General features: G+C 58.6%; 19 protein-coding genes and 2 pseudogenes. 13 read left to right on the top strand and 8 right to left on the bottom strand.

Annotated elements, in window-relative coordinates; all coding sequences use genetic code 11:
* The first annotated feature begins 341 nt into the window (after positions 1-341).
* From AAFG16_RS40830 to AAFG16_RS40815, 4 genes are all read left to right on the top strand, one after another.
* Positions 342-1,601 (top strand): Glu/Leu/Phe/Val dehydrogenase, encoded by a 1,260-nt coding sequence (locus AAFG16_RS40830; protein ID WP_342734479.1) that lies wholly within the window; start codon positions 342-344, stop codon positions 1,599-1,601.
* Positions 1,602-1,898: 297 nt separating this feature from the next.
* Complete coding sequence (locus tag AAFG16_RS40825) at positions 1,899-3,932, top strand: methyl-accepting chemotaxis protein (RefSeq protein ID WP_342734477.1); 2,034 nt, start codon at positions 1,899-1,901, stop codon at positions 3,930-3,932.
* A 146-nt stretch (positions 3,933-4,078) separates the two neighbouring features.
* The gene (locus AAFG16_RS40820; RefSeq protein ID WP_342741059.1) at positions 4,079-4,771 is read left to right on the top strand and encodes an MIP/aquaporin family protein; all 693 of its coding nucleotides are present in this window, start codon (positions 4,079-4,081) and stop codon (positions 4,769-4,771) included.
* 1,040 nt (positions 4,772-5,811) lie between these two features.
* A complete protein-coding gene (locus tag AAFG16_RS40815) occupies positions 5,812-6,093 on the top strand; it encodes a hypothetical protein (RefSeq protein ID WP_342734475.1) in 282 nt (93 codons plus the stop codon).
* A gap of 518 nt (positions 6,094-6,611) precedes the next feature.
* Here AAFG16_RS40815 and glmS read toward each other — a convergent pair.
* Positions 6,612-8,438 carry a glutamine--fructose-6-phosphate transaminase (isomerizing) gene (gene glmS / locus AAFG16_RS40810; protein ID WP_342741058.1) on the bottom strand — a complete coding sequence of 609 codons (1,827 nt, stop codon included), beginning with the start codon at positions 8,436-8,438 and terminating at the stop codon, positions 6,612-6,614.
* 1,515 nt (positions 8,439-9,953) lie between these two features.
* Here glmS and AAFG16_RS40805 point away from each other — a divergent pair.
* From AAFG16_RS40805 to AAFG16_RS40795, 3 genes are read left to right on the top strand one after another with little or no spacing between them, the layout of a single operon-like run.
* On the top strand, positions 9,954-10,277 hold the full coding sequence (locus tag AAFG16_RS40805; RefSeq protein ID WP_129146370.1) for a hypothetical protein: 324 nt from the start codon (positions 9,954-9,956) through the stop codon (positions 10,275-10,277).
* Positions 10,274-11,170: a class I SAM-dependent methyltransferase gene (locus AAFG16_RS40800; RefSeq protein ID WP_342734471.1), complete on the top strand. Its 897-nt coding sequence runs from the start codon at positions 10,274-10,276 to the stop codon at positions 11,168-11,170. Before AAFG16_RS40805 ends, AAFG16_RS40800 begins: the two co-directional genes overlap by 4 nt.
* Positions 11,167-12,345 carry a hypothetical protein gene (locus AAFG16_RS40795; RefSeq protein WP_342734469.1) on the top strand — a complete coding sequence of 393 codons (1,179 nt, stop codon included), beginning with the start codon at positions 11,167-11,169 and terminating at the stop codon, positions 12,343-12,345. The genes AAFG16_RS40800 and AAFG16_RS40795 overlap by 4 nt, the downstream gene beginning before the upstream one ends.
* Positions 12,346-13,281: 936 nt before the next feature.
* On the opposite strand, the gene AAFG16_RS40790 is transcribed toward AAFG16_RS40795, so the two are convergent.
* The 5 genes from AAFG16_RS40790 to AAFG16_RS40770 all read right to left on the bottom strand — a co-directional run bounded on the left by AAFG16_RS40790 (position 13,282) and on the right by AAFG16_RS40770 (position 15,784).
* Positions 13,282-13,455 carry a hypothetical protein gene (locus tag AAFG16_RS40790; protein WP_342734467.1) on the bottom strand — a complete coding sequence of 58 codons (174 nt, stop codon included), beginning with the start codon at positions 13,453-13,455 and terminating at the stop codon, positions 13,282-13,284.
* A 201-nt stretch (positions 13,456-13,656) separates the two neighbouring features.
* A complete protein-coding gene (locus tag AAFG16_RS40785; protein ID WP_342734465.1) occupies positions 13,657-14,244 on the bottom strand; it encodes a type II and III secretion system protein in 588 nt (195 codons plus the stop codon).
* The gene (locus AAFG16_RS40780) at positions 14,241-15,137 is read right to left on the bottom strand and encodes a secretin N-terminal domain-containing protein (RefSeq protein ID WP_342734463.1); all 897 of its coding nucleotides are present in this window, start codon (positions 15,135-15,137) and stop codon (positions 14,241-14,243) included. The genes AAFG16_RS40785 and AAFG16_RS40780 overlap by 4 nt, the downstream gene beginning before the upstream one ends.
* A complete protein-coding gene (locus tag AAFG16_RS40775) occupies positions 15,138-15,392 on the bottom strand; it encodes a hypothetical protein (RefSeq protein WP_342734461.1) in 255 nt (84 codons plus the stop codon).
* The gene (locus AAFG16_RS40770; protein WP_342734459.1) at positions 15,389-15,784 is read right to left on the bottom strand and encodes a hypothetical protein; all 396 of its coding nucleotides are present in this window, start codon (positions 15,782-15,784) and stop codon (positions 15,389-15,391) included. Before AAFG16_RS40770 ends, AAFG16_RS40775 begins: the two co-directional genes overlap by 4 nt.
* Here AAFG16_RS40770 and AAFG16_RS40765 point away from each other — a divergent pair.
* Together AAFG16_RS40765 and AAFG16_RS40760 are read left to right on the top strand one after the other, a co-directional pair.
* A complete protein-coding gene (locus AAFG16_RS40765; RefSeq protein WP_342734457.1) occupies positions 15,774-16,196 on the top strand; it encodes a hypothetical protein in 423 nt (140 codons plus the stop codon). The two genes, AAFG16_RS40770 and AAFG16_RS40765, sit on opposite strands and share 11 nt — an antisense overlap.
* Before the next feature lie 292 nt (positions 16,197-16,488).
* Positions 16,489-16,923, top strand: coding sequence for a M4 family metallopeptidase (locus tag AAFG16_RS40760; RefSeq protein WP_342741057.1), 435 nt, complete (start codon positions 16,489-16,491; stop codon positions 16,921-16,923).
* 734 nt (positions 16,924-17,657) lie between these two features.
* Here AAFG16_RS40760 and AAFG16_RS40755 read toward each other — a convergent pair.
* Entirely contained in the window at positions 17,658-18,062 is a 405-nt protein-coding gene (locus AAFG16_RS40755) for an SET domain-containing protein (protein WP_283087081.1), read from the bottom strand.
* Between the two features lie 572 nt (positions 18,063-18,634).
* On the opposite strand from AAFG16_RS40755, the gene AAFG16_RS40750 reads away from it, so the two are divergent.
* From AAFG16_RS40750 to AAFG16_RS40740, 3 genes and pseudogenes are all read left to right on the top strand, one after another.
* Complete coding sequence (locus AAFG16_RS40750; RefSeq protein ID WP_342734455.1) at positions 18,635-18,985, top strand: transposase; 351 nt, start codon at positions 18,635-18,637, stop codon at positions 18,983-18,985.
* Positions 18,986-19,095: 110 nt separating this feature from the next.
* A complete protein-coding gene (gene tnpB / locus AAFG16_RS40745) occupies positions 19,096-19,449 on the top strand; it encodes an IS66 family insertion sequence element accessory protein TnpB (RefSeq protein WP_342734453.1) in 354 nt (117 codons plus the stop codon).
* A gap of 69 nt (positions 19,450-19,518) precedes the next feature.
* A pseudogene (locus AAFG16_RS40740) lies at positions 19,519-21,107 on the top strand (IS66 family transposase).
* Here the strand turns inward: AAFG16_RS40740 and AAFG16_RS40735 are convergent.
* Complete coding sequence (locus AAFG16_RS40735) at positions 21,090-22,202, bottom strand: IS110 family transposase (RefSeq protein ID WP_342734451.1); 1,113 nt, start codon at positions 22,200-22,202, stop codon at positions 21,090-21,092. The pseudogene AAFG16_RS40740 and the gene AAFG16_RS40735 sit on opposite strands and share 18 nt — an antisense overlap.
* 240 nt (positions 22,203-22,442) lie before the next feature.
* Between AAFG16_RS40735 and AAFG16_RS40730 the strand changes: the two are divergent.
* Positions 22,443-22,646, top strand: a pseudogene (locus AAFG16_RS40730) (transposase); the annotation flags it as partial.
* Between the last annotated feature and the right edge of the window lie 727 nt (positions 22,647-23,373).

Here is a 23,373-nt window from a genome sequence, read left to right as displayed (position 1 = left end):
ACTGGCTCGCCTGATGGCCATGAGGCAATTTCATCTTGCTTGCTCGATCCGCTGCAATGCAAGCTTTTGGAGACATTGAGATGCCGCCGCCGCCCCTTTGGATACCAGAGTCGCAAGATGCTCCAGACCTTTCGCCTGCGACCACTTGGTTGCTGGCGATCGTGGCGACTCTCATCAATCTCGCTGTCGTTGCATTAGTCCTCTACTGGGCGTGAGCGCAAGCTGCGCTCTTGCGGTAACGCCGACTATCTCCACCTCCCGAAACCACATCACCGTTCAGGGTTCAAAAGCGTCCGGACGCATGAGCATCCAATTTTTCATATCCAGCTTGAGGAGCTAGCGTGACTTCATATCGTGGGCCAGTGTTCGAGATGGCCGTAAAGCAATTCGAGGTGATCGCGAACTACCTGAGCATACCGGATGATGCCAGACCGCGCCTGTTGCTGCCGAAGCGATCTGTCACAGTATCGTGTCCAATTCACCGGGATGATGGCACGACCGCGGTGTTCGAGGGCTACCGGGTACAGCATCATTTGACGCTTGGCCCGACAAAAGGGGGCACCAGGTTCGCGCCCACAGTCGACCTCGGCGAAGTTGCAGCGCTCGCCATTTGGATGAGCTGGAAATGTGCCCTGGTCGGATTGCCGTATGGCGGGGCTAAGGGCGGAATCAATGTCGACCCCTCGACCTTGTCGAAGCGGGAGCTTGAGGCGCTGTCGCGCCGTTATATGCAGGAAATGATCCCGTTCGTTGGGCCGCACACCGATGTTATGGCTCCTGACCTCGGTACGAACGAGCAGATCATGGCCTGGTTCATGGACACATATTCGATGTACCAGGGCCAAACCGTCACCGAGATCGTGACGGGCAAGCCCGTCAGCGCCGGTGGAACGCTCGGCCGCCGTGAAGCGACAGGACGGGGTGTGGCTCATCTGGTCAGACGCGCTGCGGACGAACTCAAAATCCGTCTCAATGGCTCAACGGCCGTGGTTCAAGGATTTGGAAACGTCGGTTCGATCGCTGCGCTTGAGCTGCATAACATGGGAGTGAAAGTGATCGCGGTCAGCGATCACACCGGCGCGCTCTACCGCCCTCAAGGGCTCGACATACCGCAACTTGTCCGGCATGCTTGCTCGCAAGGAAGCCTTGATGGCTACTCCAACGAGCTCGCTTTCGATCCTGCGGAGATCCTGACCGTGCCGTGCGACGTGCTTGTTCCGGCTGCCGTCGAACGGGTCATCGACGCTGGAATGGCCGCTAAGCTGCGCTGCCGGATCCTTGCCGAAGGCGCCAACGGACCGACCACGCCGGAAGCTGACCGAATCCTGGAAGCACGCCAGGACGAGGTGTTCGTCATTCCCGATATTCTCTGCAATTCGGGAGGTGTTGTCGTCAGTTACTTTGAATGGGTGCAAGACCTTCAGCGATTGTTCTGGGAGGAGGAGGAAGTCATGCGCCGGGAGTATCAGCTCCTGGATCGAGCCTTCGATCGCGTCCTGGCGCGAAGCAAAGGCGAAAATCTGTTCAATCGCACCGCGGCCATGGCAATAGGCCTCGAGCGTGTTCGCGGTGCCAAGGAAACACGCGGACTGTTCCCGTAACAACCTAGTGTTTCCCTCGCGCCCAACCGCCGTGGGCCCCGATATGTTGCCGCTAGCCAAGCCACTTGAATGACGAGCTCTAACTGGCCTGTGCTCTCGTCGTGATGGTTTTCTTTGCGAGCACCGATACACCCAATCCACTGGCAGGCCGATCTGTCTGCCACTTCGCCTAGACTTGGCTGGCCGCGGCCGACCTCCGCAGCAGCATTCTTCAGCGTTGAGTGACTGTCTCGCGTCTTACGGTGTTTCATCGTCCGCAGGATTAGCAAGCCGCGCCATTTAGAAGGAAAGAAAGCATTGATCTCAGCTCTCACGCTTCGCGCGCTCTCGTTCAAACGCACTTCATTGTGGCGTTTGCTCGAGCAGCCTAGTCTGGCCAACCGAACATTCAGTGCCTCCTTGCAATTAAAGATCGGCCTGCTTGGCATTATCGCGGCCACTGCGACCGGCTCGATCTGCCTGGTCGGGCTGAATCGCGCAGCGCAGGTCCAGCGCGATGCGGACGAGGCCGCTCGCGTCCGTGATCGGTTTGCGGCGCTCTCCCAGAGCTTTTTGGAATCGCAACATGTGACGACCGAATTCTTGCGTCGCCGCGACGATGCAATGATTGAGCGCCATGCGGAGCTGCTCAAGCAAGAAATGGCGATGCTCGGCGACATCGAAGCCTTTGCGGCGCGATTGCCTGAGGGCGACCCTCTCAAGAGCTCCTCCGGACTGCGGAGCGGGATCGACCTCTACGCCGCTCGGTTTCAGAACATCGTCTCGGCCGAGCGCGCGCTCGGTTTTAAGAGCGAGGAGGGGCTGCAGGGCGGGCTGCGCATAGCCGAGCTTCAGCTGAAAGGGCGGCTTGCCGAGCTCGACCAGCCAAGGTTGACCGCGCTCATGGAGACCATGCGCGGGTACGAGAAGGATTTCATGCTGCGCGGCGAAGAAAAATACAGCCAGGATTTTGACAAGGCTGGCGCCGAGTTCGCCGGGCTGCTGGCCACCTCAGAGCTCTCACCGGGTATTCGCGCTGAACTCGAGGGGCTTCTCAAGGCCTATCAAGCCGCATTTTCTGCCTTCATGTTGGTCCAGCAGTCGCTGAACGATGAGATGGAGGATATTGCCAAGGTTTATGGCAGCCATCGACCGGCATTGGCACAGGCGATCGCAGAAGCCGATCGCCGAAACGCCGCGGCTGGCTTACGCGCGGCAAATGCCCGCGATCTCCTGTTTTGGCTGGTGCTTGGGGCAATGGGCCTGGTCGCGACCTTTGCGATGCTGTTCGGCCATCGCATTGGCAGTGCCATTTCACGGATGACGGCGGCGATGCGTCAGCTTGGTGCCGGTCAGTTCGAGATTGTTCTGCCGGGCCTTGATCGTAAAGATGAGATCGGAGACATGGGACGTGCGGTCGAGGACTTCAAGCACGGCATGCGCCAGAAGGCCGAGCGCGACCTTGCCGAACAGTTGGAGCGCGACCGCCTGCAGGGCGAGCGAAGCCGCGCGGAGCTCGTGCGGCTTGCTGATGGCTTCGAGGCGGCCGTCGGTAACGTTATTGAGACGGTGGCTAACGCCTCCTGCCAGCTTGAAAGCGCGGCACTTGGCCTTACTCAATCGGCCAAACACACGACCGGCGTTTCGAGCCACGTCTCGACAGCATCCGACAGCGCCTCTTCCAACATCCAGCTCATTGCTGCCGCGACGGAACAGATGATGACCTCCGCCTCCGAAATTGGGCGACAGGTGCAGGAATCCTCGAAAATTGCGCTGGAGGCGGTCCGCCAGGCGACGCAGACTGACAGGCAGATGTCCGAGCTCACTGAAGCGGCCGAACGGATCGGCGACGTCGTTCGGCTCATAGCGAAAGTGGCACGCCAGACCAACCTGCTTGCCCTCAACGCCACGATTGAAGCCGCTCGTGCGGGCGAATACGGCACCGGCTTTGCGGTGGTCGCGCAGGAAGTCAAGGCTCTGGCGGATCAGACTTCTGATGCCACCTCGGAGATTGCTGCGCAAATCGGCTCTATGCAATTTGTCGCCCGCAAATCGGTGATTGAAATCGCTTCCATTGGCGCAACGATCGACCGCATTTCGCAGATCTCCGGTGCTGTGTCGGAGTCTGTTGAACAGCAGCTCTTGGCAACGCGCGAGATCGCGCAGAACATTCAACAGACCGTCGCGAGAACCTCGGACGTTGCGAGCGGAATGAGCCAGGTCGCCCATGCCGCCGGAACCACGGATACAGCGGCAAGCGGCGTCCTGCAGTCGGCGCAGGCGCTGTCCAAGGGTAGTTCTAAGTTGAAGGCTGAATTGAGCCGCTTCACTGCATCCTTGCGACGAGCGTGAAAGGCCTACAGCGCAGCAATCGACGAGCCAAAATGTCTCTTGTGCAGGAACAGTCAATGCAGGCCGATGATCAGCGAGATGAAATGGCGCGAAAGAGCGGACTCAAGGAGATCGGTCCAACGAAAGGCGCCGCTCGGACAATTCTGATGCCGTCCATGGGACGGCGCATTGTGTCGGAATGGCTCGGAACGGCGTTCCTTGTCGCTGCCGTGGTCGGGTCGGGGATCATGGCGCAACGGCTCGCCGGGGGCAACGTCGCGCTCGCGCTTCTCTGTAACACCATCTCCACTGGTGCGATCCTGGTGGTCCTGATCCTGGTCTTCGGTCCGCTCTCTGGAGCGCACTTCAATCCCGCAGTCAGTCTGGCCTTGACTTTGCGCGGCGAACTGACGTGGCGAGCCATGTGGGCCTATATTCTTGCGCAGATTTCCGGTTCGCTCGCGGGGGTCTTTGCGGCGCATTTGATGTTCGATATTCAGCTCTGGCAGGTCTCGCTCACACAACGAACGGGAGCCGGACAGTGGATCTCAGAAGCCGCCGCAACGTTCGGTTTGCTCGTCACGATCTTCGGCTGCGCGAGCCGAACTCCGGCTGCGGTCCCTTACGGCGTTGGCTTGTATGTAACTTCCGCTTACTGGTTCACCGCATCCACTTCGTTCGCCAATCCCGCGGTGACGATCGCACGGTCGCTGTCCGACACCTTTGCCGGCATCGCTCCGAGTAGCGTTGTTCCCTTCATCATCGCGCAACTGATTGGGGCCATGGCAGCCGCAACGCTCGCTGCAGGGTTGTTTAATTGCGAGGCAGGCACTGCAGGTCAAAGCCAAGAGAATTCTTGAGGCGATCGAAGATCGGCCTATCCAACGGATGTATCGTCTCGGCCTTGCCGATCATCGACCAGAATTAAGATGTCCGTCATGGAAACTCCCTAAGTGGCCCTGAAGTGATACCCGGATGACACGATGATTGAAGACTTGACTTGCCGCGGGATCGCGCTCTCTATGAGAAATTGCACGCCTCACACTGCGACCTGGCGATAGCCAGTTCCAGCGCCCAGTATATCCTCAAGACGGGTGGCATTCCCTGTCGTTCCTGCGGCGGGGAAGCGTGCCGATCCAACAGATCGCCTTTACGACCACGATGATTGTTGCCTATGCTCGTCCATTTGCCGGAGGGCGGGGGAAGAGCATCATTTTCCCGGAGAGACTGCTGCAATACGGCAAGGCGCAATCGGCCTTCCATGAGCGCCTGCATATGCGCACACCGATGCGTCAACGATCTCGGTGCGGCCGCTCAAGGGCAGCGTGGTCACCGATATACAGTCGATCCGCGATGTTTCCTTCTCGCCCGACGAATTGAAGCTGCTCCTGGTCATGACGCAGGGCGTGTCCGGCCGGATTCGGCAGCGGCCGATATCCGGCGCAACGGAAGCTAGGGCCCCGAAGCCGCCCTGCGGCCTGGCATCAGGAGCCCAGGCTTAGGATGAAGAGGATCAGGTAACCCAAGGTCACCAGACCATATGCAAATGTATGCAAGTTTAGATCCTTTGATCGTAGAGATTTGGGCCTCAAATCGAGGGAGACGATCACCGACCGTTCCGACTATTTAGCTGGATCCGAAGCTCTGACCGGGCGCATTCGGCAGATTCTTGCGGAATTGCTTTTTACTGCAGGCGCCGGAAAACCTGTCGGCGCAGCATAAATAGGCCCTTCGCGGTGGCCGGCCGCGAGCGGGCCTTCAGCGCGCCACCTCAGCGGATGGACCTGTATCCTGCCGAGTAACCTCTGCCGACCCTCTTGAACGTCGTCTCGCCGGCGGTATGAACAGCGAAGATCGCGGCCGCCCCTAACGGCTCCATCGTGTACAGGTCGAAGGCGCCGTGATCTGGCCGACAGCCAAGCGTTCGAGCGAATGCACCAACCACTGCACGGCCCGCAGAAAGCCACTGGTTGGTCTTTTCGACCGGAACGGCAACTTCGAAGATGCGAGCGCGTCCCATGCCCGCGACAAGCTTCTCAAGCCTTTCATCCTCGAGCCAGAAATACGTCGCCTCGCCACCCCAGTTCTCAAGCAGCAGCTTTACGCCGCCGTCATCGATCCGTACCGGATTGAATCTCAATTATGCCGCTGCCAGGGCCGCTTCATCGAGGAGCAGTGCTGACCTGGCTGAATAAAGCCAAGGGTCCGCCGCAGCAGACGTGGCCGACTATCTCATTATCGTCCGTTGACACGTATACCGTAGCGGCCTTTTTAAACTTGCGCTCTGGGTGCTGCTCACCCTTACGAACCAGGTCCATCGTCCAGCGAATGAATGACAGTGAGGTCGCCGCGCAGATAAGCACGCCTCAACCGTTGTGCCGGCGAGTTCCAGCACGCGGGGGATCGGATGCGGCCAAGAAAAGCGGAATATTTTGAGCGCCGTTCGAAAGACAGCGTCCCGATGCCACGAAGTCTTGACCTTTATCCTGGATAGTCTCGCCCCGAGGGGAGCGCTGGCGCGGTGCTGATTTAGGTGATGCAAGTGCTGAGCGGCGATCGCCCAAGTCCGGCGCCTTCCAGTTCAGCTTAGGTTCAAAGGCGAGAGCCTAGCTGTGGCGCGCTGGACGCAACACCGATGTCACCAACCGCTCAAGTACGCCGAGCGGTGATGAGCGTCGGATCGGCGAAAATCGAGGCAACCTATTCGACAGTGACCGACTTAGCGAGATTGCGTGGCTGGTCAACGTCTGTGCCCATCAGCAACCCAGTATGATACGCCAAGAGCTGCATCGGAATGTCATAAACTATCGGAGTAAAGCTTGTCCCCATGTCAGGCAATACGATGGTCGCGAGCGGGTTCACAGAGGCTGCCTCGGCCCCCTTTGCGTCGGTTATTAGGATGATGTTGCCGCCTCTTGCTGCAACTTCCTGCATGTTTGAGACCGTCTTTTGGAACAGCGGGTCGGGAGGGGCGATCACCACGACTGGCACACCGTCGCTGATCAACGCAATCGGACCGTGCTTAAGCTCGCCGGCAGCATAGCCGTCCGCGTGGATGTAGGCGATTTCTTTCAGCTTCAGCGCGCCTTCCAGCGCTAGCGGAAAGGAGCTGCCGCGACCAATATATAGCACGCCGCGCGACTTGGCGACCTGCGGCGCGAGCTTCTCGATTTGTGATTCGGTTGCAAGTGCAGCTGTCATCAGGCGAGGAACTTCGACCAACTCTTGCACGAGCCTGGCCTCGCTGGCCCTGGACAATTCGCCACGCGATCTCCCGGTGGCGATCGCAACAGCCGCGAGCACGATCAATTGGCACGAGAAGGCTTTGGTCGAGGGGACGCCGATTTCGAGCCCGGCCAGCGTCTGCAGCACAGTCTCGCTCTCCCGCGCAATCGTCGACGTCGGCACGTTGACCACGGAGAGCGTGCGCAGTCCTTTCGATTTGGCAAAACGCAGCGCAGCCAGCGTATCAGCCGTCTCGCCGGATTGCGAAATGAGGATGACGAGATCGCGCTCGCGCAAGGGCGGTTCTCGGTAGCGGAATTCGGAGGCGACATCGACCTCGACGGGGATGTGGGCCAGCCGCTCGAACCAGTATTTGGCGGTGTGGCCGGCATGGCTGGCGGACCCGCAACCGGTGATCAGTATTCGACCAATGTCATTGAAGTCGAATGGGAGCGTCTGAGGCAATGCGACGCGATCGCCCGCCGGGTCGACATAGCGCGCCAGCGTATGGCCGGCGACTTCCGGCTGCTCGTGAATCTCCTTGATCATGAAATGAGGGTAGTTTGCCTTTTCGATGAGGGTCGGCGACGCTCTACATCTCAGCACCTCGCGATGGACGATGACGCCTTGCAGGTCATAGATCATGAAGGAGTTGCGGGTCAGAACGGCCCAGTCGCCGTCTTCCAAATGGGTAATGGTATCTGTGAAAGGCGCAAGTGCAATCTCATCCGATGCCAGATACATTTCGCCGTCGCCGTGACCGATAGCAAGTGGCGATCCGTTGCGAACGCCGATCAATAAATCGTCGCAGCCCTTGAACAGAAAAACCAGCGCGAACGCGCCCCGCAATTTGGGCAGCGAAGCCTTCACTGCGTCCTCAGGCGAATAGCCCTTAATCAGATGGGATTCGACCATGTGAGCGACGACCTCTGTGTCGGTCTCGGAGGCGAATTGTGCACCCTTTCGTTCCAATTCAGCGCGCAGCTCAAGATAGTTCTCGATAATGCCGTTATGAACGACCGACACATTGTCGGTCGCATGCGGATGGGCGTTCTTCTCGCTCGGCTTTCCGTGGGTGGCCCAGCGGGTATGCCCGATGCCGATATGCCCAGACACCGGCTCGGCGCGCAGTCGGTTCTCTAACGCCTTGAGCTTGCCTTCGGCGCGCCGTCGGTAGAAATGACGGCCGTCCAGCGTTGCGACGCCTGCAGAGTCATAGCCCCGATACTCTAGCCGCTTCAGGGAAATGACTAATTGTTCAAAGACTGGACCGCGTCCCAAAATGCCGACAATTCCGCACATGTAGGTCAATAGGCTCCGCAGCTAACGTTGAACCAGCCGTCTTTCGAGGCGCAGGCGGCAAGCTAAGGGCGTTGGCAGGTCAATGATTCCTCCCCCATTTGCCTGACGCAGGTAGCAATTAGCATGCCAGTACCGAGCGACTTTACAAGCTATCGGGGCCGCGTCGCGGACGCGCTGTTCTGCGGATGTGATAATGCTGTGCAAGCATTCTGCACTCAGCAGAAAGCAATCGAAACAGCGCTGGCTCGCTGGCCGATCATCTGGTGCCTACCTCAATCGAGTAACACGGCTTGCAAAGCCGGACAGGGACCCTGCTGACGAATCGGCACCTAAATGGAGCAGGGCCGGCGCAAGCGCCCAGACGCTTCGGTCAGCGCGGCCAGATACCGACATCCGCTGTCGAGATCGCTGCCCCGATCCAACATCGATCGGTAGTCGTGAGTAGCCGAGAGGAATTCACGTTCACCGGCGTGGTACATTCGGTCCACTCACTTTGCCTTGTTCTTTTATCGCCATGGCGGAAGCCGGCGAACGTGCCGAAATCTGCAGCTCGGCAAAACCCTCGTCCACAACTCTCCCTCGTGCGCACAAGACCTCTGAGCCGCCCTCGGCGCAACGCGATTTTCCTTCCTCAGCGCCATCCACAGGGCAAGAGAGCAGGCGCTTGCCGCCTCGAACTGTTTTCTCCTCGCCCTCTTCACAGCTGTCTCTCTATGCAGACGAGTCTCGTGGGTCCGATGTGTTTTGAGGCGGAACACAGCTATCGGCGCTTTCGACGACTGTTTGCGTTTCCTTCCTACATTGCACTGGACAAAGAGGTAGGAAATCAGGCTGACCATGACCTTGCCTCGCGATCTTAATAGCAGTGCGACTGCCATGCAGTCGCCGTGGTCATATTCAGGCGTGTCTGGATCAAGACGTGCGCGTGCGAAATGCGACAAGGCCGGCCAAGTATTCCGCCGTGCGGCGGAAGTGGTTGTTGTGTCCGCCTGCTACGCAAGTTGCATAAGCCGTTTGTGGCACGCACTTTGCTGAGGCCCTGCGCAAACTCGTTTCAATGTGGCCGTCTGGTACATAGCCGAGCCCGGAGTTCATATGGCGCTTAGTCGGTTAATCACATCAAGGCGATCGACAAGCCGTCAATTGAAAACCGGTCGGGTGCGCCGCGATTGCTTCTGTCGTTCGTGCCGTACAGGACTTGGCCCTTACTTACGCCCTGGAGAGCGGCAGCGACGCGTAGGAATGCGCCGAGCATCACGGACGACCATCGGCAATCATCGAGCGCGCTCCAACTACCGCTCATGTTACCGGGGGCAACCTCATCGGTTTGTTCCTTTAGGGGACGAGGCGCTCTGCGCATTTTGCGCGAGCGCTTTCGCCGAGCGATGTCCATCAGCTAAAGCGAGCAGCGCAAGAGCGTCGCCCTGGAATGCAGCGAGGCGATCGTCGCCTAGTCTCTTGGCTCAGCGCTGACCACTTGAACTTTGATATGCCACGACACGAGAAGGATCGAAAATGGCTGTTGTCCGATTTGTATTTGCCGCACTGAAGCCGGGTGTCAGCGCAGCGGAGTATGAACGCTTCGAACGTGAGGTCGACTATGTCGTCGCCGGTAAATTGAAGACCATTGTCAGCTATTCGACGCACCGCATCACGGAAACCGGCGCCGGCATATCAGGCGGGCCGTGGGACTATATCGAGCGCATTGAGGTGACCGATCGCAAAGCCTATCAAGCTGAGCTCGCCGTCGTCGGCAAGAAAATGCTCGAAGAACTCTACGAAAAGTATCTCGACAGATCTAAGACAGTGTCGGTCTGGTCGGAACGGATCGAAGCATGAGTCTCGGATCCTCACCGCTCACACCTAAAGTCGCGTTATCCGCCGGTTCTTGCCCGTCCCCCGAAGAAGAAACACTGGGTTCGTGCCAACATGAGTATGGCGAATCGAGAGCTGCGTCTGTGTCCGACAGCGCGGCCCAATTCGATGAATTTGCAAGCCTGCACGAGAATATGACTGAATGGCCCCTTCAGAAATACATCGAAGTGCCGAGCGTATTAGAGGTGATCGGCGATGTTGGTGGTCTGTCCATCCTAGATTTTGGGTGCGGCGCAGGAGCATATTCGCGAATACTTAAGCAACGCGGAGCAGCCTATGTTGTAGGATATGATCCGGCGCCAGGCATGCTAAACTACGCGCGGCGTCGCGCAGAGAAAGAGGCGATCAATCTCTCCTTCGTGACCCATCTCCATGCCAACATGGCAGCCCAGTTCGACTTGGTACTTGCATCTTATGTGCTGCCCTATGCCGCTACCAAAACTGAGCTGGACAGCATGTGCGCTGAAATGGGCGGGCTGTTGCGTCCGGGCGGGCGCTTGATATCGTTGTCGACTCATCCAGCTTACAATCCACATCCAAACTGGTACGAACCCTGTGGCTTCAGGCTCGTCGTGGACGATCCTGAGAACCCATATTTAGAAGGTGGACGTATCAAGGTCGAGTTCTGCAAAAATGGAGAACAAGGCGGGGTATTCGCATGGCATTGGCCCGCTCCTTCTTTGGAGAGTTCATTAGCACAAGCCGGGTTCCGATCGTTGAAATGGCGAGAACTGTTTGTGCCAACGCACGCCCATATAGATCAGCTTCCCAAGGAGCTGCATGCATATCTCCAAAGCCCGCACGCCATCATCATTGAAGGCATCCGTGTCCCACGCCATGCGGAACGACACCCATGACGTTTGTACCATTCAGGAGCACGTTTTCAGCCCCGTTCTCCTCAGCAGTCACGGAAGGTCTATGCGGCTTCGACGAGCATGAATGGGATGCCCTCGTCGGTGACAACAATTTCTATAACAGCTACCGGTGGCTGCGAGCCCTCGAACATTCGTTCGGCGCAACAGACGTGCTTGCGGTCCGCGGGCCGGCCGGAGTTGTAGCTGCGTGCACGGTTTGGGAGGGAGACCAATCACCTGGCTTGTTCTTCCTACCAGATTGCATGGCGGGAATTCCCGGCCCTTGGCAACAAAGCTTTCTCTGGCTAGGTGGTCGGCGCAATACCCACAACGAAATACCCTGCATTCAGGGCAGGCGAAGGTGCGAGGCTTTAGGCGAGTTTGGACGCAGCGCTCTAAACTATGCTCAGGAGCGGGGATATACCGGCGTCGTAATGCCGTACATGCCCTACCCAGCGGCGGTGGAGTTCGCGGAGCATATCGGTGGGACGGTCGTTTTGCATTCTGCCGAAGCCTATCTAGAAGTGCCGCATACGGGGGTGACCGGGATGATGGCGCGCTCATGCGCGCATGATCGTAATCAAAGCAGGTCTGAGGTCGCGGCGTTCCGTCGAGCCGGGGGGAAGATCGGATGGGCCTCAGCCGAAGAACTCGATGACTCCATAGTCGCTGATCTCATAACTCAAAACAGGTCTCGACACGGAAGCACCCAGGGTCGCGACTGGATGGAAAGGATACTCGCCGGGCAGAGAAAGGCGGGTGTGTCGCAGTTCGGTGCCGCAGCAATTTCCGAGTGCAACAACGAGATAACCGGGCTGGCCGTTTTCTATCGCTTTGGAACGGCACTTCACTTGCGCTACTTCGGGGCAGACTACAGTCGCGATCTGAAGGATTACAGATATTTCGTCTTGTGCTATTACGAGCCCCTCGATTACGCTGCGGCGCGCGGTCTCACGACATTGCGGCTTTCTACCTCTTCGTTACGTGCGAAAGTGAACCGAGGGGCAAAGATCGAGCCGCAAGCGATCGTCATCAAGAGCGTTGGTGAACAGCACATCTGCGACTCTGACGTCAAACGGCACAATTTGCGCATGACCAGAGAATATCAGGATCAGTTTGCGGGCCATCTTTGCAGGGATTGGGAGTTGGTCGAGCGTTATCAAGTGCTGGGTGAGTAACTGCGAGATTGAGCAAGATTCGCCGAGATCTTGGGTAGGGTACGGTGCCCCTCGGCCTGACGCCAGGACTTGGACTGGAGATGGCGCGCCGGTTCTTTACCGGAGCGCGACCAAGGGGCACTTAAGGAGAAACTGCTGCGCACACTCCGTACACGGTGCTCGACGGCGCCATGACATGGCTGACTGGAGTCTCGATGGTCCGCAGCGAGCTCTTTTGTGGCACGAGATTTCGCGTGATTTCCAAGCGCGGCGGGGCAACGCCGCAGCGGACCCGCGAACCGGTTCGAAAGGGCGGCCGGGGGGCGCTGCTTGCTTCGCGCAAGCGAGAGATCACACCTGACGTTGACAGGCTTACGCGCGATCGGGTGCTCCCGGAAGGTGGCGGCAAGACTGCCAAGCATCAGATGAACGGATTAGGTAACTTCCTCTGCCGCTGCGTGACACGCTGGCGTCTCTGCTCCAGCAATAGTTCCGGAGCAATTCCAGGAGTCCGACGACGCGGCTCGAGCCGAGGCCGTCTCAGGGCCGGCGACCAGCGTCTGGATCGATGCGCCACGAATGACGCTTTGTGACCTATGCTTAGTAGCATTGGCTGGGACCGTGCCGCCGCATCCGCACGAAACCGGCAATCGTCCCCCCCCTAGAAGACCTTTACGGCTCGAAGGCGCGACGCCTTCGCTGTGGGTTCAGCTAGGGCTTCCCGGCTGTACCACCGCGAGCGCCTCTAGATCGAATTGCGCGGCGCGCCGCTTCGTCCTTTGAGAACTGCAAGGGGGAGCTGCGCGTCCGGCCTGACCATGGACCTGGTGTCCACGCCAGCGCGCATGTCTGCCCCTGCGCGATCTCATTCATGGACATTTTGGACGCAATCGCGTTGCGCAAGCGGAGAAAATAATCCCTTTGAGCGCTGCGGGCCTGAGCTGCCGCAAGATTCATTCATTTATAGGCGAGAACGACATCCTGCGGGACGCCACGACCTTTGTCATACATCAGGCCAAGCATCGCCTGGGCAAATGGAATTCCGGCATTTGCGGCCTGAATATATAGGCCGACTGCAGCATCGTAGGCTTTTGGTGCGCCGAAGCCGTTTTCGTACATGAAGCCAAGCATCGCCTGTGCTTGGGCGTTGCCCCGTAATGCAAGTGGGGTGAGCTGGCCGACTGCCTTTGATAGTTCCCATGTGCATAGGCGCTCCGTGCTGATGCAATGGGGTCTGCGCGTGCCGGCGCTAGCGCGACAAGCAGAGCCGTCATTTGCGCCGGCACGAGCCAGATAATGTTGCGTCGAGCAAACGGCGGCATATGACAATGATCAGCGGACGTTGCGGACACGCAGGTCATCTGTAATGCTCGCGCCGACTTCACCGCGAAACTTTGAACGTAGCTCCTCTGCCAGCTGATGCGCATCGTTGCCGGTCTGGATGATCTGGGGCCGAATGAAGATGATCAACTCCGTCCGCTGCCCCTTTTTACTCTGGTGTGAAAACAAATCACCAAGACCAGGAATCTCGTCAAGTAGCGGAATGCCGCTGCGATCCCCCTTCTGGTCTTCACTGATCAATCCGGCCAGGACCACGGTTTGGCCGTTTGCCACAGAGACCGCGCTCTTCACCTTGCGTTGGGACACGGTCGGCGTAAGCCCGGATGAACCGGCCGAGGATACGTGGCTGATCTCCTGTTCGATTTCAAGACCGACGTTTCCACTTGTGGTGATACGGGGAACAACACGAAGAATAATGCCTGTGTTGCGGTAGTCGATAGTACTAACCGTGGCGCCGCTTTGCGATAGATAATTCGTCTTGCTAGTCTCGACCGGAACGACATCGCCGACCTGAAGGGTTGCAGGCTGGTTGTTGGTGACAACGAGTGACGGATTGGACAACACATTGACGCTGGTCACCCGTGCAGCGCGCCGAGGATAATGGCCGGCTGGGACTCCGATCCGATCAAGAAGTTGAAGCCCGGAATTGTGCGATTTAGCAGAGCGTTCGCTGCCTTATTCACCGCACCGCTGGTCGAGGTCGTAAGGATAGACCCCTGGTCGGCCTTCAATCCAACCTGCGTGCTGGTCAGATAGCTCTGGACACCGTAACTCAGCTCGTTCGTGAGCTTTACTTCGGCGATCGTCGCCTCAATGCCGACCTGCAGCACGGGTTGATCGAGCTGCTTCAAGGTGGAACTGATGATCCGATAGTTTTCGCGACTGGCATAGATCAAGTCAGAGTTATTCACGGCATCAGGGGTGATCCGCACGTTGGGCATGGCCGGCGGTCCACCACCGGTTGGTGTGTCAAGTCCATTGCTGGCATCCGCTCCGTTCGACGAATTCAAGCCTGATGAGGATGGGGTACTTACTCCGTTGCCGCCCGACCCGGGGGTGGACAGGCTGGCGGATGAGGGGAACGTATTGGCAGACAGCCGTTCGGCAACCGAGGTCGTGCGAGCGACCTCCTTATCGGCGATGTCGGTCGACGTCGAGGCGCTGCCGCCGAACATCTGGGTCAGCACCTTGGCCAAGTGGCGGGTGTCACCATAGTGGACGCGATAGACGCGAACGCCGGTTTGAGCCATGTCTGCCTGATCGAGTCGATGAATCCAAGTCGCTACGGTCTGGAGCAAGGGCGGCTTGCGCGTTACGACCATGATGGCATTCAACCTAGAGATGACCTGGAGCTTCACAAGTTCATGGCTAAGCCCGTTGTCGCCGGAGTCGATGATGGTCTCGAGCTCCGCGATCAGGGGCTCGGGCGCGGAATTGTTAATGGGATAGATGCCCACCGATTGCCCTTTCATCTAGTCGACATCAAAGGTCAAGGCGGTCTCGACGGCCGTTCGCCGCTCGGGTCCCGTCCCTTGGATCAGAAGCAGGTCTCGCGTGGAGTCCGCACGGACGCTTCCGGCGCGCGTTGCAAAGCTGTCCATTAGTTTGAGGATGGTTTTCGCTGCAACATATTGCAGCGGTACCACTGACACTCCATAGCCGGCTTCGGAACGACGAGCTTCGGCATCGACGTGACCGGCTCCAGTGGCATTGCCGAGCGGCGTCACTTTGTATCCGCCGCCATCGCGTGCCAGCGCAAGGCCGGAAAGTCGCAACGCGCTCTCGAGCACAAAACGATGTCAGATCTGGGCACCGGTCGCGCGGACACCAGGCTGATTGTGGCCTGCTCGCGCGGATCGATGGTATAGCCGAGACCGAGAATGTCGCCGAGCATCACCTTTAGAACGGTGGCGACGGGCAAGTTCTCGAAGTTCAGATCGTAGCCGGGGCCATTTGGTGTCTGCTGCGGCCGCGCCTCCGTGACGTCAGAGATATCTGAACCCAAATAGGTACTGCTTGCTACACCGTCTGCCTTGGGCGATGCTTGGAAAGCCGCGATCGGCTGTTCGCCCCGCGCAAGGATGTCGAGCGATGGCGAGGTGCGGCTTGTGTACCGCACGTCGTTCTTTACAACTCTCGAGAGCGGCGCAGCAGCGCCACGTCCGACACGCCCTGTATTGTTTATCGACGCTATCACAGGCGAAACGGTGAATTCCTATGAAAACATACAACACGCACAAAAAGGAACGGGGCCTGGCGGAAATCCCAAGACTCGCCAGTACACCTATGGAAGTGAAACTGTTCCGCCCTTCGAAGTGAGCGAGCAGGGCAGCACCTGCCAAATGGATAGTCCAGATGTTTTCACCGAGCACTTGCACAATTCTGAAAATGGTACAAACAAGCCCTTTACGTTCAGGTGTTACAACAACGCAGAGGACCCCACCAATGGCGTGTTCTCACCACTCAATGATGCCAAATTCTTTGGGAAGGTTGTTGTGGACTTGTATAAGGACTGGTACGGCGTTCTTTGAAGCAGAAACTGCATTTGCGCGTACACTACGGTAGCAACGAAGAGAACGCATTTTGGAATGGCAGCTCAATGACGTTTGGCGACGGGGAAACGAAGTACTACCCTCTCGTCGGCTTGGATGTCGTTGCCCATGAAGTGTCGCACGGGTTCACAGAGCAGAATTCGCAACTCGAATATAAGTACCAGTCAGGTGGAATGAACGAGTCGTTTTCCGACATGGCAGGAGAAGCTGCCGAGTACGTTACTTCCACAAGTATGGCGATACATTCGGAAGATCGGGGTCTGACTTGACGGTGGGGGCGGATGTTACCAAAAAAGCTGGCACGTCCTTGCGATATATGTGCGACCCGCCACAGGATGGCGTCTCTATAGACCATGTCTCCAAATACAATGAAAAATTGGGCGTTCACCATTCTAGTGGAATTTACAACAAGGTGTTTTGTATCTTATCGCAGCGCTCTGGTTGGGATATCAAGAAGGCATTCCACGCGTTTGTTGTCGCGAATCAAGACTACTGGACGATGAACGCCACGTTTGAAAATGGTGCCGAAGGGGTGCTCCGGGCAGCGGATAAACTGAAGTATCAAACCAAGGATGCCGTCTTTGCATTTGATCAAGTAGGGATTAGTTGCGCCGTGGCTGCATTCCAGGGCGCTGGGATGTTGCTTGCAGACAAACCGCGTTGGGTCTGTGTCTCTGGCCCGACCGCTGCTGGCTCGGTAAACTGACAAGCGTATGACTTCCTCGGCGAGGACCCGATCTCGTTCGGGCCGAGGGATCTCTGGCGCATTGATTGGGAGAGAACCAGCGCCATGCAGCAAGAACTCAACCCTTGAACTTGCTGCCACGCTGGCGACGCCTTCGCGTCGAAGAACCCATCTCTTGGCGGAGTTCGAGGAGAACAGAGGGAGCGCGACGCCAACCGCTGGCTCCGCTACCTCACGGCTCATCTCAGCCAAACCGAGCGCATCGAGAGATACGTCGATCACCCGAACAGGTCGCTCTCGTCAATGAGGTCATCGAAAGTTATTCGGGCTGCAGCGCCCGCTGTCCACGATCTGCTTCTTCATGAAGCGCCTCATCAATTCCCCTAGACAATTACCGGGGAACATAACAGCAGCCCAGTGTTGTCACTGCCGGACTCATCGTGGACATTTGCGAAAAAGCGCGCCGGTAACGAAGTCTTAGATTGGCACAACACATGTGGAGGACTCTACGTAGGACGACGACCAACGTCGTCGGAAGCGCGTTGCCGACCGTGTGTCGCCGCACCGTGCACAGGATGTCTGTCGAACAAGACTCGTTGCAATCCTCAAGCTCGCCGAGGCCGCCAAGAAAAGCTGGGGCGCGTCGATGGCCACAACCCGTTGCCGAAAAACTCTCCCTGCGTAAATTCGCCAACGGAATCGAAGTCGCAGACGCAACTCAATCCACTACCACCTAGCCCGCTACGGCAACAACATTACGGCGATAGCACTTTAGCCCACGATAAATCGCACCTTGGATCGAAAGACAAGTAATCGCAAGTGAGTTCTTCACCCGGTTGTACGTCACAGGCTGTGAAAATTCGGCAATGATCGTCTTGGTACGTGTTTGGTTGACTGCTGTGATTCATGAAACGGGCGTTGTCGGCATTGTATTCTAGAATACCATCGTCAACGTCGAGGTCTCTTGGATAGGCATGCTTGTCAAGCAAAGCTTGGAATGTTCGAGGTAAAGTTTCGTACTGTTCAGGTGTCACGGCAATGTCAACGATTGGATTGTGAATCCAAATCAATGCACCTTTAGGCAAAAGAGTAGCAGAGAAAAGTCCAATACCGCCAAACTGGTCTGGCTTCAAAATAGTTTCGACAATCAACACTGACATATCTCCCAAAGTCACTAACATCAGCAAGCTAACCAACCTAAGCCGTGCAATCTTCTGCAAAAATTGGTAGGGTCGTTTAATCGCGTCCCCCGTCACAATCTCGATTTTTCTTCGATCTCTGCATTCGTTTTCGGCAGCGGCTGCTAGGATCGGGATCTCGGCTGTCGCTCGAGGAGGAATTGCTGCAGGACTGGTGCCACGGTTCGGGTTCCGCGGTGGAGGTGCTGGAGAGGGCCTGCAAGAAAGTACCGGTAACGTGCCGCGTCGATCACCGCAGCGAATGGTGTCGCGCGATCTGGACACGTGAGCATATGAGCGCTGCGTCACGCTGGACTTCTCACGCCCGGGCAAACCGACCGACACGGATGTTGTAGACAAGCCCTATGTCGCAGAAGCCTTGCGGCGTCGGGATCGCGGCTTTGCCCGCCGCCGGGACGTGAACCTCGTGTACTCCTTCTCGGCGGATTCCACGCGTGCTCGTTCCTCAGCCCTCTTCGCGGGGATGTTGTAATCATAGGCCGATCCACGCTTGGCAGTAAGCGCTAAGCGGGAACCCTTGCTTCGGGACTGGGATGGCTGTGCGAAGAAGCCTCCGGTTAGGACGGAGGCTTCGGATGGGATTGGACAGCAAAAAGGACGTCTATTTTGACGGCTCATCGGCGGTGTCGGTGAGCCGGCTGGAGATTCTTGCAGGGCCGTCAGGACGTCGTGTGCGGTGGGAAGCTGAGAGAGCTCGGATCGCCGCGGAGAGTCTGTTGTCCGGCGCCCAGGTATCCGAGGTAGCGCGCAAGCACGGAGTGACGCGCTGGCAGGTCTACGATTGGCGACGGCGGCTTCGACAGCGAGGTATGTTGCCGCCGTGCGAGGTGTCTCCACCAACGTTTGCGCCGCTGGTTGTGGAAGATGCGTTGGAGGAGCGTTAGGCTCCGGCGGTCAAGCTTGAGATTGCGATCGGCGATGTCGTGCTGCGGACTGACACAGCCATAGATGCTGACCAGCTATCCCGGGTGATCCGTGCGGTGCGAGCGTCACGATGATCGCGGCCGGTGCTGATCTGAAGATTTACGTTGCCACGCGGCCGATCGACTTCCGCTGTGGCCACGACGGGCTTGCGGCGAAGGTACAGGAGATGCTTCGTCTCGATCCGTTCAGCGGCGCAGCCTTCGTGTTCCGATCGAAACGAGCGGACCGGATCAAGATTTTGGTAAGGGATCGAACGGGTCTGGTGTTGGTGCACAAACGCCTCGAAGGTTGCAAGTTCGTTTGGCCAACGATCGCGGACGGAGTGATGCGCATGTCGCCGGCGATGTTCGCTGCCTTGTTCGAAGGGCTGGATTGGGGATTGGTCCGCCCGGAAGAAGCACGGCGCCCGCAGGTGGCGGGATAACTGCGGCAGAATGACTCGGCAGCTATTTTGATCGTGGCACGGGCGGCGGCGATGTGCTCGAAATAGCGCATGAGCATCGCGACACTGCGCGACGAAAACGAACGCCTAAAGGCGCTTCTGGCGCAAACGCAGGCGGCCTTGAGCGAGCATCAGGGGGCACTGGCGGCATCGGAGGAAGCGCGGCGTCGGCTGGATGTCATTCTCGGCGAATTGCGACGCGACAAGTTCGGTTCGAAATCCGAGAAGCTACGACCAGATCAGTACCATTTGCCGCTCGAAGACGTGGAGATCGCGCAAGGCATTCTGGACGCGGCGCAGGAAAGAGCCGAGAAGGTCATCCAGGGTCGATCGCGCAGCGATCCGGATCGAGGCTCCCATCGCAATCGCGGCTGTCTGCCTGCCCATTTGCCGCGAGTGGAACGGATCATCGAGCCTGCGAGCACGCTCTGTCCGTGCGGTTGCGGCGCCATGACGAAGATCGGCGAGGACGTCAGCAAGCGGCTCGACGTGATCCCCGCGCAATGGCGCGCGCCGGTCACACGCCGCCCGAAATACATCTGTCGCCGCTGCTCGGGCCCTGTCGCGCAGGCGCACGCACCGGAACACGTCGTGCCCGGCGGGCTGCCGACCGAAGCGGCTATCGCTCATGTGATCGTCTCCAAGTTTGGCGACCACACGCCGTTTTATCGTCAGGCCGAGATCTATGCGCGTCAAGGCATTCGGCTTGATCGGGCGACTCTGGGCAACTGGTCCGGCCGCGCCTGCTTCCATCTTCAGCCCATCGCGGACCATATGCGCCGCCACCTGGCCATGGCGGATCGCCTGTTCATGGACGAGACCACGGCACCGGTGCTTGATCCGGGGCGAGGTCAAACGAAGAAAGGCTACTTCTGGGCGATCGCGTCAGACGACCGTGGCCACAGCGGTCCAAGTCCACCGATCGTGTTGTTCCGATATGCCCCCGGTCGCAGCGGCGCCTTCGCGGAGCAGTTCCTGGACGGCTTTGGCGGAAGCTTCCTGCAATGCGATGCCTATGACGGATATGACCGGCTGACCGAAGTCGTTCGACCGCAAGGGCCTTGGACGCTCGTGCATTGCTGGAGCCATTTGCGCCGGCGCTTTGTGAAATTGGCCCGCAACAACAAGTCGCCGATCGCCGAGGAGCCATTCGGCACATCGCCCAGCTTTACGCCATCGAAGCCATGGTGCGCGGCGCATCGCCGGACATCCGGCTGGCCGCGCGCAAGGAGCACTCGCTGCCCATGGTCGCCGCGTTGAAGTCCTGGTTCGAGAAACAGCTGTCGATGATCTCCAGCGGTTCGACGCTCGCCGAGGATATCCACTATGCGCTCAATCATTGGCAGGGGCTGACCCGCTTCCTCGAAGACGGGCGTCTTGAGCTCGACACCAACCCGGTCGAGAACGCCATCCGGCCGATCTGCTTGACCAGGAAAAACGCGCTCTTCGCCGGACATGAAATCGGGGCGGAAAACTGGGCTTTGCTCGCCTCGATCGTCGCCACCTGCAAACTCAACGACGTAAACCCTGCTGCCTACATCGCCGAAACACTCGAGGCGATCATCGACGGCCATCCCCACAGGAGGATCGAAGACCCCATGCCGTGGCGATTCCGCAAAGCGTCAAGCCCGCATCAATAGGGTGACGGCTAAGCGCTTACGCTTGACATGGCTGGTGGGTAATCCAGCGCGCAGTTCGATGCTCCGGAACTTGCGCGCCAGCAAGGCCGGCCTGGTCCAGATGTAGTCAGTGCTCTTGGTCAGCATATGCCAGATGATCATCGCCAGCTTCCGCGCCGTCGCGACTGCCGCGATGTGCTTGCCGCGTCGTGAAGCCACGCGCCGGAAGAATGCACGCAGCGGTCCCGGCGAACGGGCTACAGCCCATGCCGCTTCGACGAGCATTCCGCGAGCTTGGCCGCGGCCCTGCTTGGTGATCCTGCCATGGTAGGCGGAGCCCTCGCCAGACTGCCTTACGCTCGGGTTTAGCCCCAGGTAGCTCACCAGCCTGGTCGGATCGGCAAAGCGCCGAATGTCGCCGACGGCCGCGGCCACGCCCGAAGCCACCGTCATATCCACACCCGGGAGCGTCATCAGCCGCCGAATGACCGGATCGGACATCGCTTCACACGCGATATCCGCCTCGACCTCCTTCAACGAACCCTGGATCAGGTCGATCTGCGCCAGGTGCCGCTCGATTGCGGCACGCCCGTCGGGAGGTACTATCTGGGCGGCGATCCACCTGCGACCGCTGATCCCTACAAGGTTGAGGTGTGGACAGGGCGGAATGAGGTGGGCGTGAAGGATCGACTGAATGAGGTTTTTCAAGCGTACCCGCTGCCGCACGAGCTGCGTACGGCGCGCGACTTGGCGTCGAAGGGCCATAGTGCGCTCATCGGGTACCCAGACCTCCGGAAGAAATCCGGTGGCGTACAACTTCGCGGGCACGGCGGCATCAATCGCATCCGTTTTGATCTTTGCGTGCGCGATCAACCGCACCTGCTTCGGGTTGGCGATGACAACACGGTCGACATACGGCGCCAGAACTTCGACAACGGCCGCGGCATTGCCAGTCGCCTCGACGACCACGTGACCGTCATGGGTGAGTTCCTTCCTGGCGAAAGACTCCAAGCTGTCACGAGTCATGGGAATGCGGCCGAGCTTCGTTAGATGTCCCTCGAGCGGCGCCACGGCTTCGGCCGCCACGCGATGGATGTCCATGCCAATGATGCGCATCTCTCCCTCCATGGTCAGTGCGAAAGGGAGCTGCGGGCAACACGACAATTACGGATCCGCGCTCGCAGCGCATCCGGGCTAGTCGCAGGGGCGGCCAGATAACGACCTCGAACTCGCACTTCATGTCAGTGCGACGGCCTGCCCGCACTTGCGTGCTCCCGGTGCCCCGAGGCCCGGATCGGTCTACGCTAATGGGCTAGATCGAGTCTGGAAACACGGGACACCGGCTACATCATGCCGGATAATGCTTTTATCGAAGCGTTCAATGGCCGCTTCCGGGCCGAATGCCTCAATGCCCATTGGTTCCTGTCGCTTGCGGATGCCCGGGAAAAGGTGGAGACTTGGCGCAGATACTACAACGAGGAGCGGCCCCATGGAGCCATCGGCAATCGACCGCTGATTTTGCTGCAAAATCACGCCGGCGCCACCAGCCCGCCAACGTGATAAGAGCGCAAAACTCTAGTTCTGGGTGGTCCAAAGTTCGCTCTCGCTGCAAAAGGCCCGAGACTCTAACCGCTGCGGGATGGGGGACAATTTCGCGGCGTATCCAAGAACGATGCGGTGACGCATGACCGATCTGCCGCTGGCCGTTTGGGTCGTACAGCTCCGGTGATCGCCCACCGCTTCCGCCGCAACGCCGTCCTGTGCGGGCGCCAGATCTTCACTGAGCGTTTCGCCGGCGAAATGGGCGTCATCGGCGCGACGCACGGCGAGGCTGAGTCTATGGTTCAGCATCTCGGTCTGGGGCTTAGCGGTCGACGGACGGGGGCTTTGCAAAAGGGCTGGTGCTGCAAGCAAGGCCAAGACTACGCGTTTTGTCCGACGCGCGAGCCGTTCGAAGGCCGATTGTCGGAAGGTGATAGGCAACTCACCAGCCCCGGCTGGGGCGCATGAACGAATGGCTATGTTCTCAGCGTCGAGACCCCAGAGCGGAGCTGAACGCAAGGTAGACGTTCATTTCCCGGAATCGAAGGATTAGCCTCAAGGGATCATAGCCAACAGTCAATCGAACCGTCAACCAGTGCGTGCCTTACTTGCTCGGCCCGTTCCCTAGACAGCTTCTCGGCCAATGATCCTTTAACAGCGCCGGCGCCTTGCGTTCTCGATCATAGACCATCCAGCCGATGGTCCCTCTTCGTACGAGGAACCTGGACCGTTGCGGAGTTAATTC

It is taken from the genome of Bradyrhizobium sp. B117 (genome assembly GCF_038969555.1).
Classification (GTDB): domain Bacteria; phylum Pseudomonadota; class Alphaproteobacteria; order Rhizobiales; family Xanthobacteraceae; genus Bradyrhizobium.
Note: the sequence above shows the minus strand (reverse complement) of the source record. Positions and strands in the feature narration are given on the sequence as shown.

Excerpts from the sequence above, each read along its gene's own strand:
- AAFG16_RS40820 (WP_342741059.1), top strand. The coding sequence starts at position 4,079 with ATGCCGTCCATGGGACGGCGCATTGTGTCGGAATGGCTCGGAACGGCG.
- glmS (WP_342741058.1), bottom strand. The coding sequence starts at position 8,438 with ATGTGCGGAATTGTCGGCATTTTGGGACGCGGTCCAGTCTTTGAACAA.
- AAFG16_RS40805 (WP_129146370.1), top strand. The coding sequence starts at position 9,954 with ATGGCTGTTGTCCGATTTGTATTTGCCGCACTGAAGCCGGGTGTCAGC.
- AAFG16_RS40800 (WP_342734471.1), top strand. The coding sequence starts at position 10,274 with ATGAGTCTCGGATCCTCACCGCTCACACCTAAAGTCGCGTTATCCGCC.
- AAFG16_RS40795 (WP_342734469.1), top strand. The coding sequence starts at position 11,167 with ATGACGTTTGTACCATTCAGGAGCACGTTTTCAGCCCCGTTCTCCTCA.
- AAFG16_RS40790 (WP_342734467.1), bottom strand. The coding sequence starts at position 13,455 with ATGCTTGGCTTCATGTACGAAAACGGCTTCGGCGCACCAAAAGCCTAC.
- AAFG16_RS40780 (WP_342734463.1), bottom strand. The coding sequence starts at position 15,137 with ATGAAAGGGCAATCGGTGGGCATCTATCCCATTAACAATTCCGCGCCC.
- AAFG16_RS40755 (WP_283087081.1), bottom strand. The coding sequence starts at position 18,062 with ATGTCAGTGTTGATTGTCGAAACTATTTTGAAGCCAGACCAGTTTGGC.
- AAFG16_RS40750 (WP_342734455.1), top strand. The coding sequence starts at position 18,635 with ATGGCTGTGCGAAGAAGCCTCCGGTTAGGACGGAGGCTTCGGATGGGA.
- tnpB (WP_342734453.1), top strand. The coding sequence starts at position 19,096 with ATGATCGCGGCCGGTGCTGATCTGAAGATTTACGTTGCCACGCGGCCG.
- AAFG16_RS40735 (WP_342734451.1), bottom strand. The coding sequence starts at position 22,202 with ATGCGCATCATTGGCATGGACATCCATCGCGTGGCGGCCGAAGCCGTG.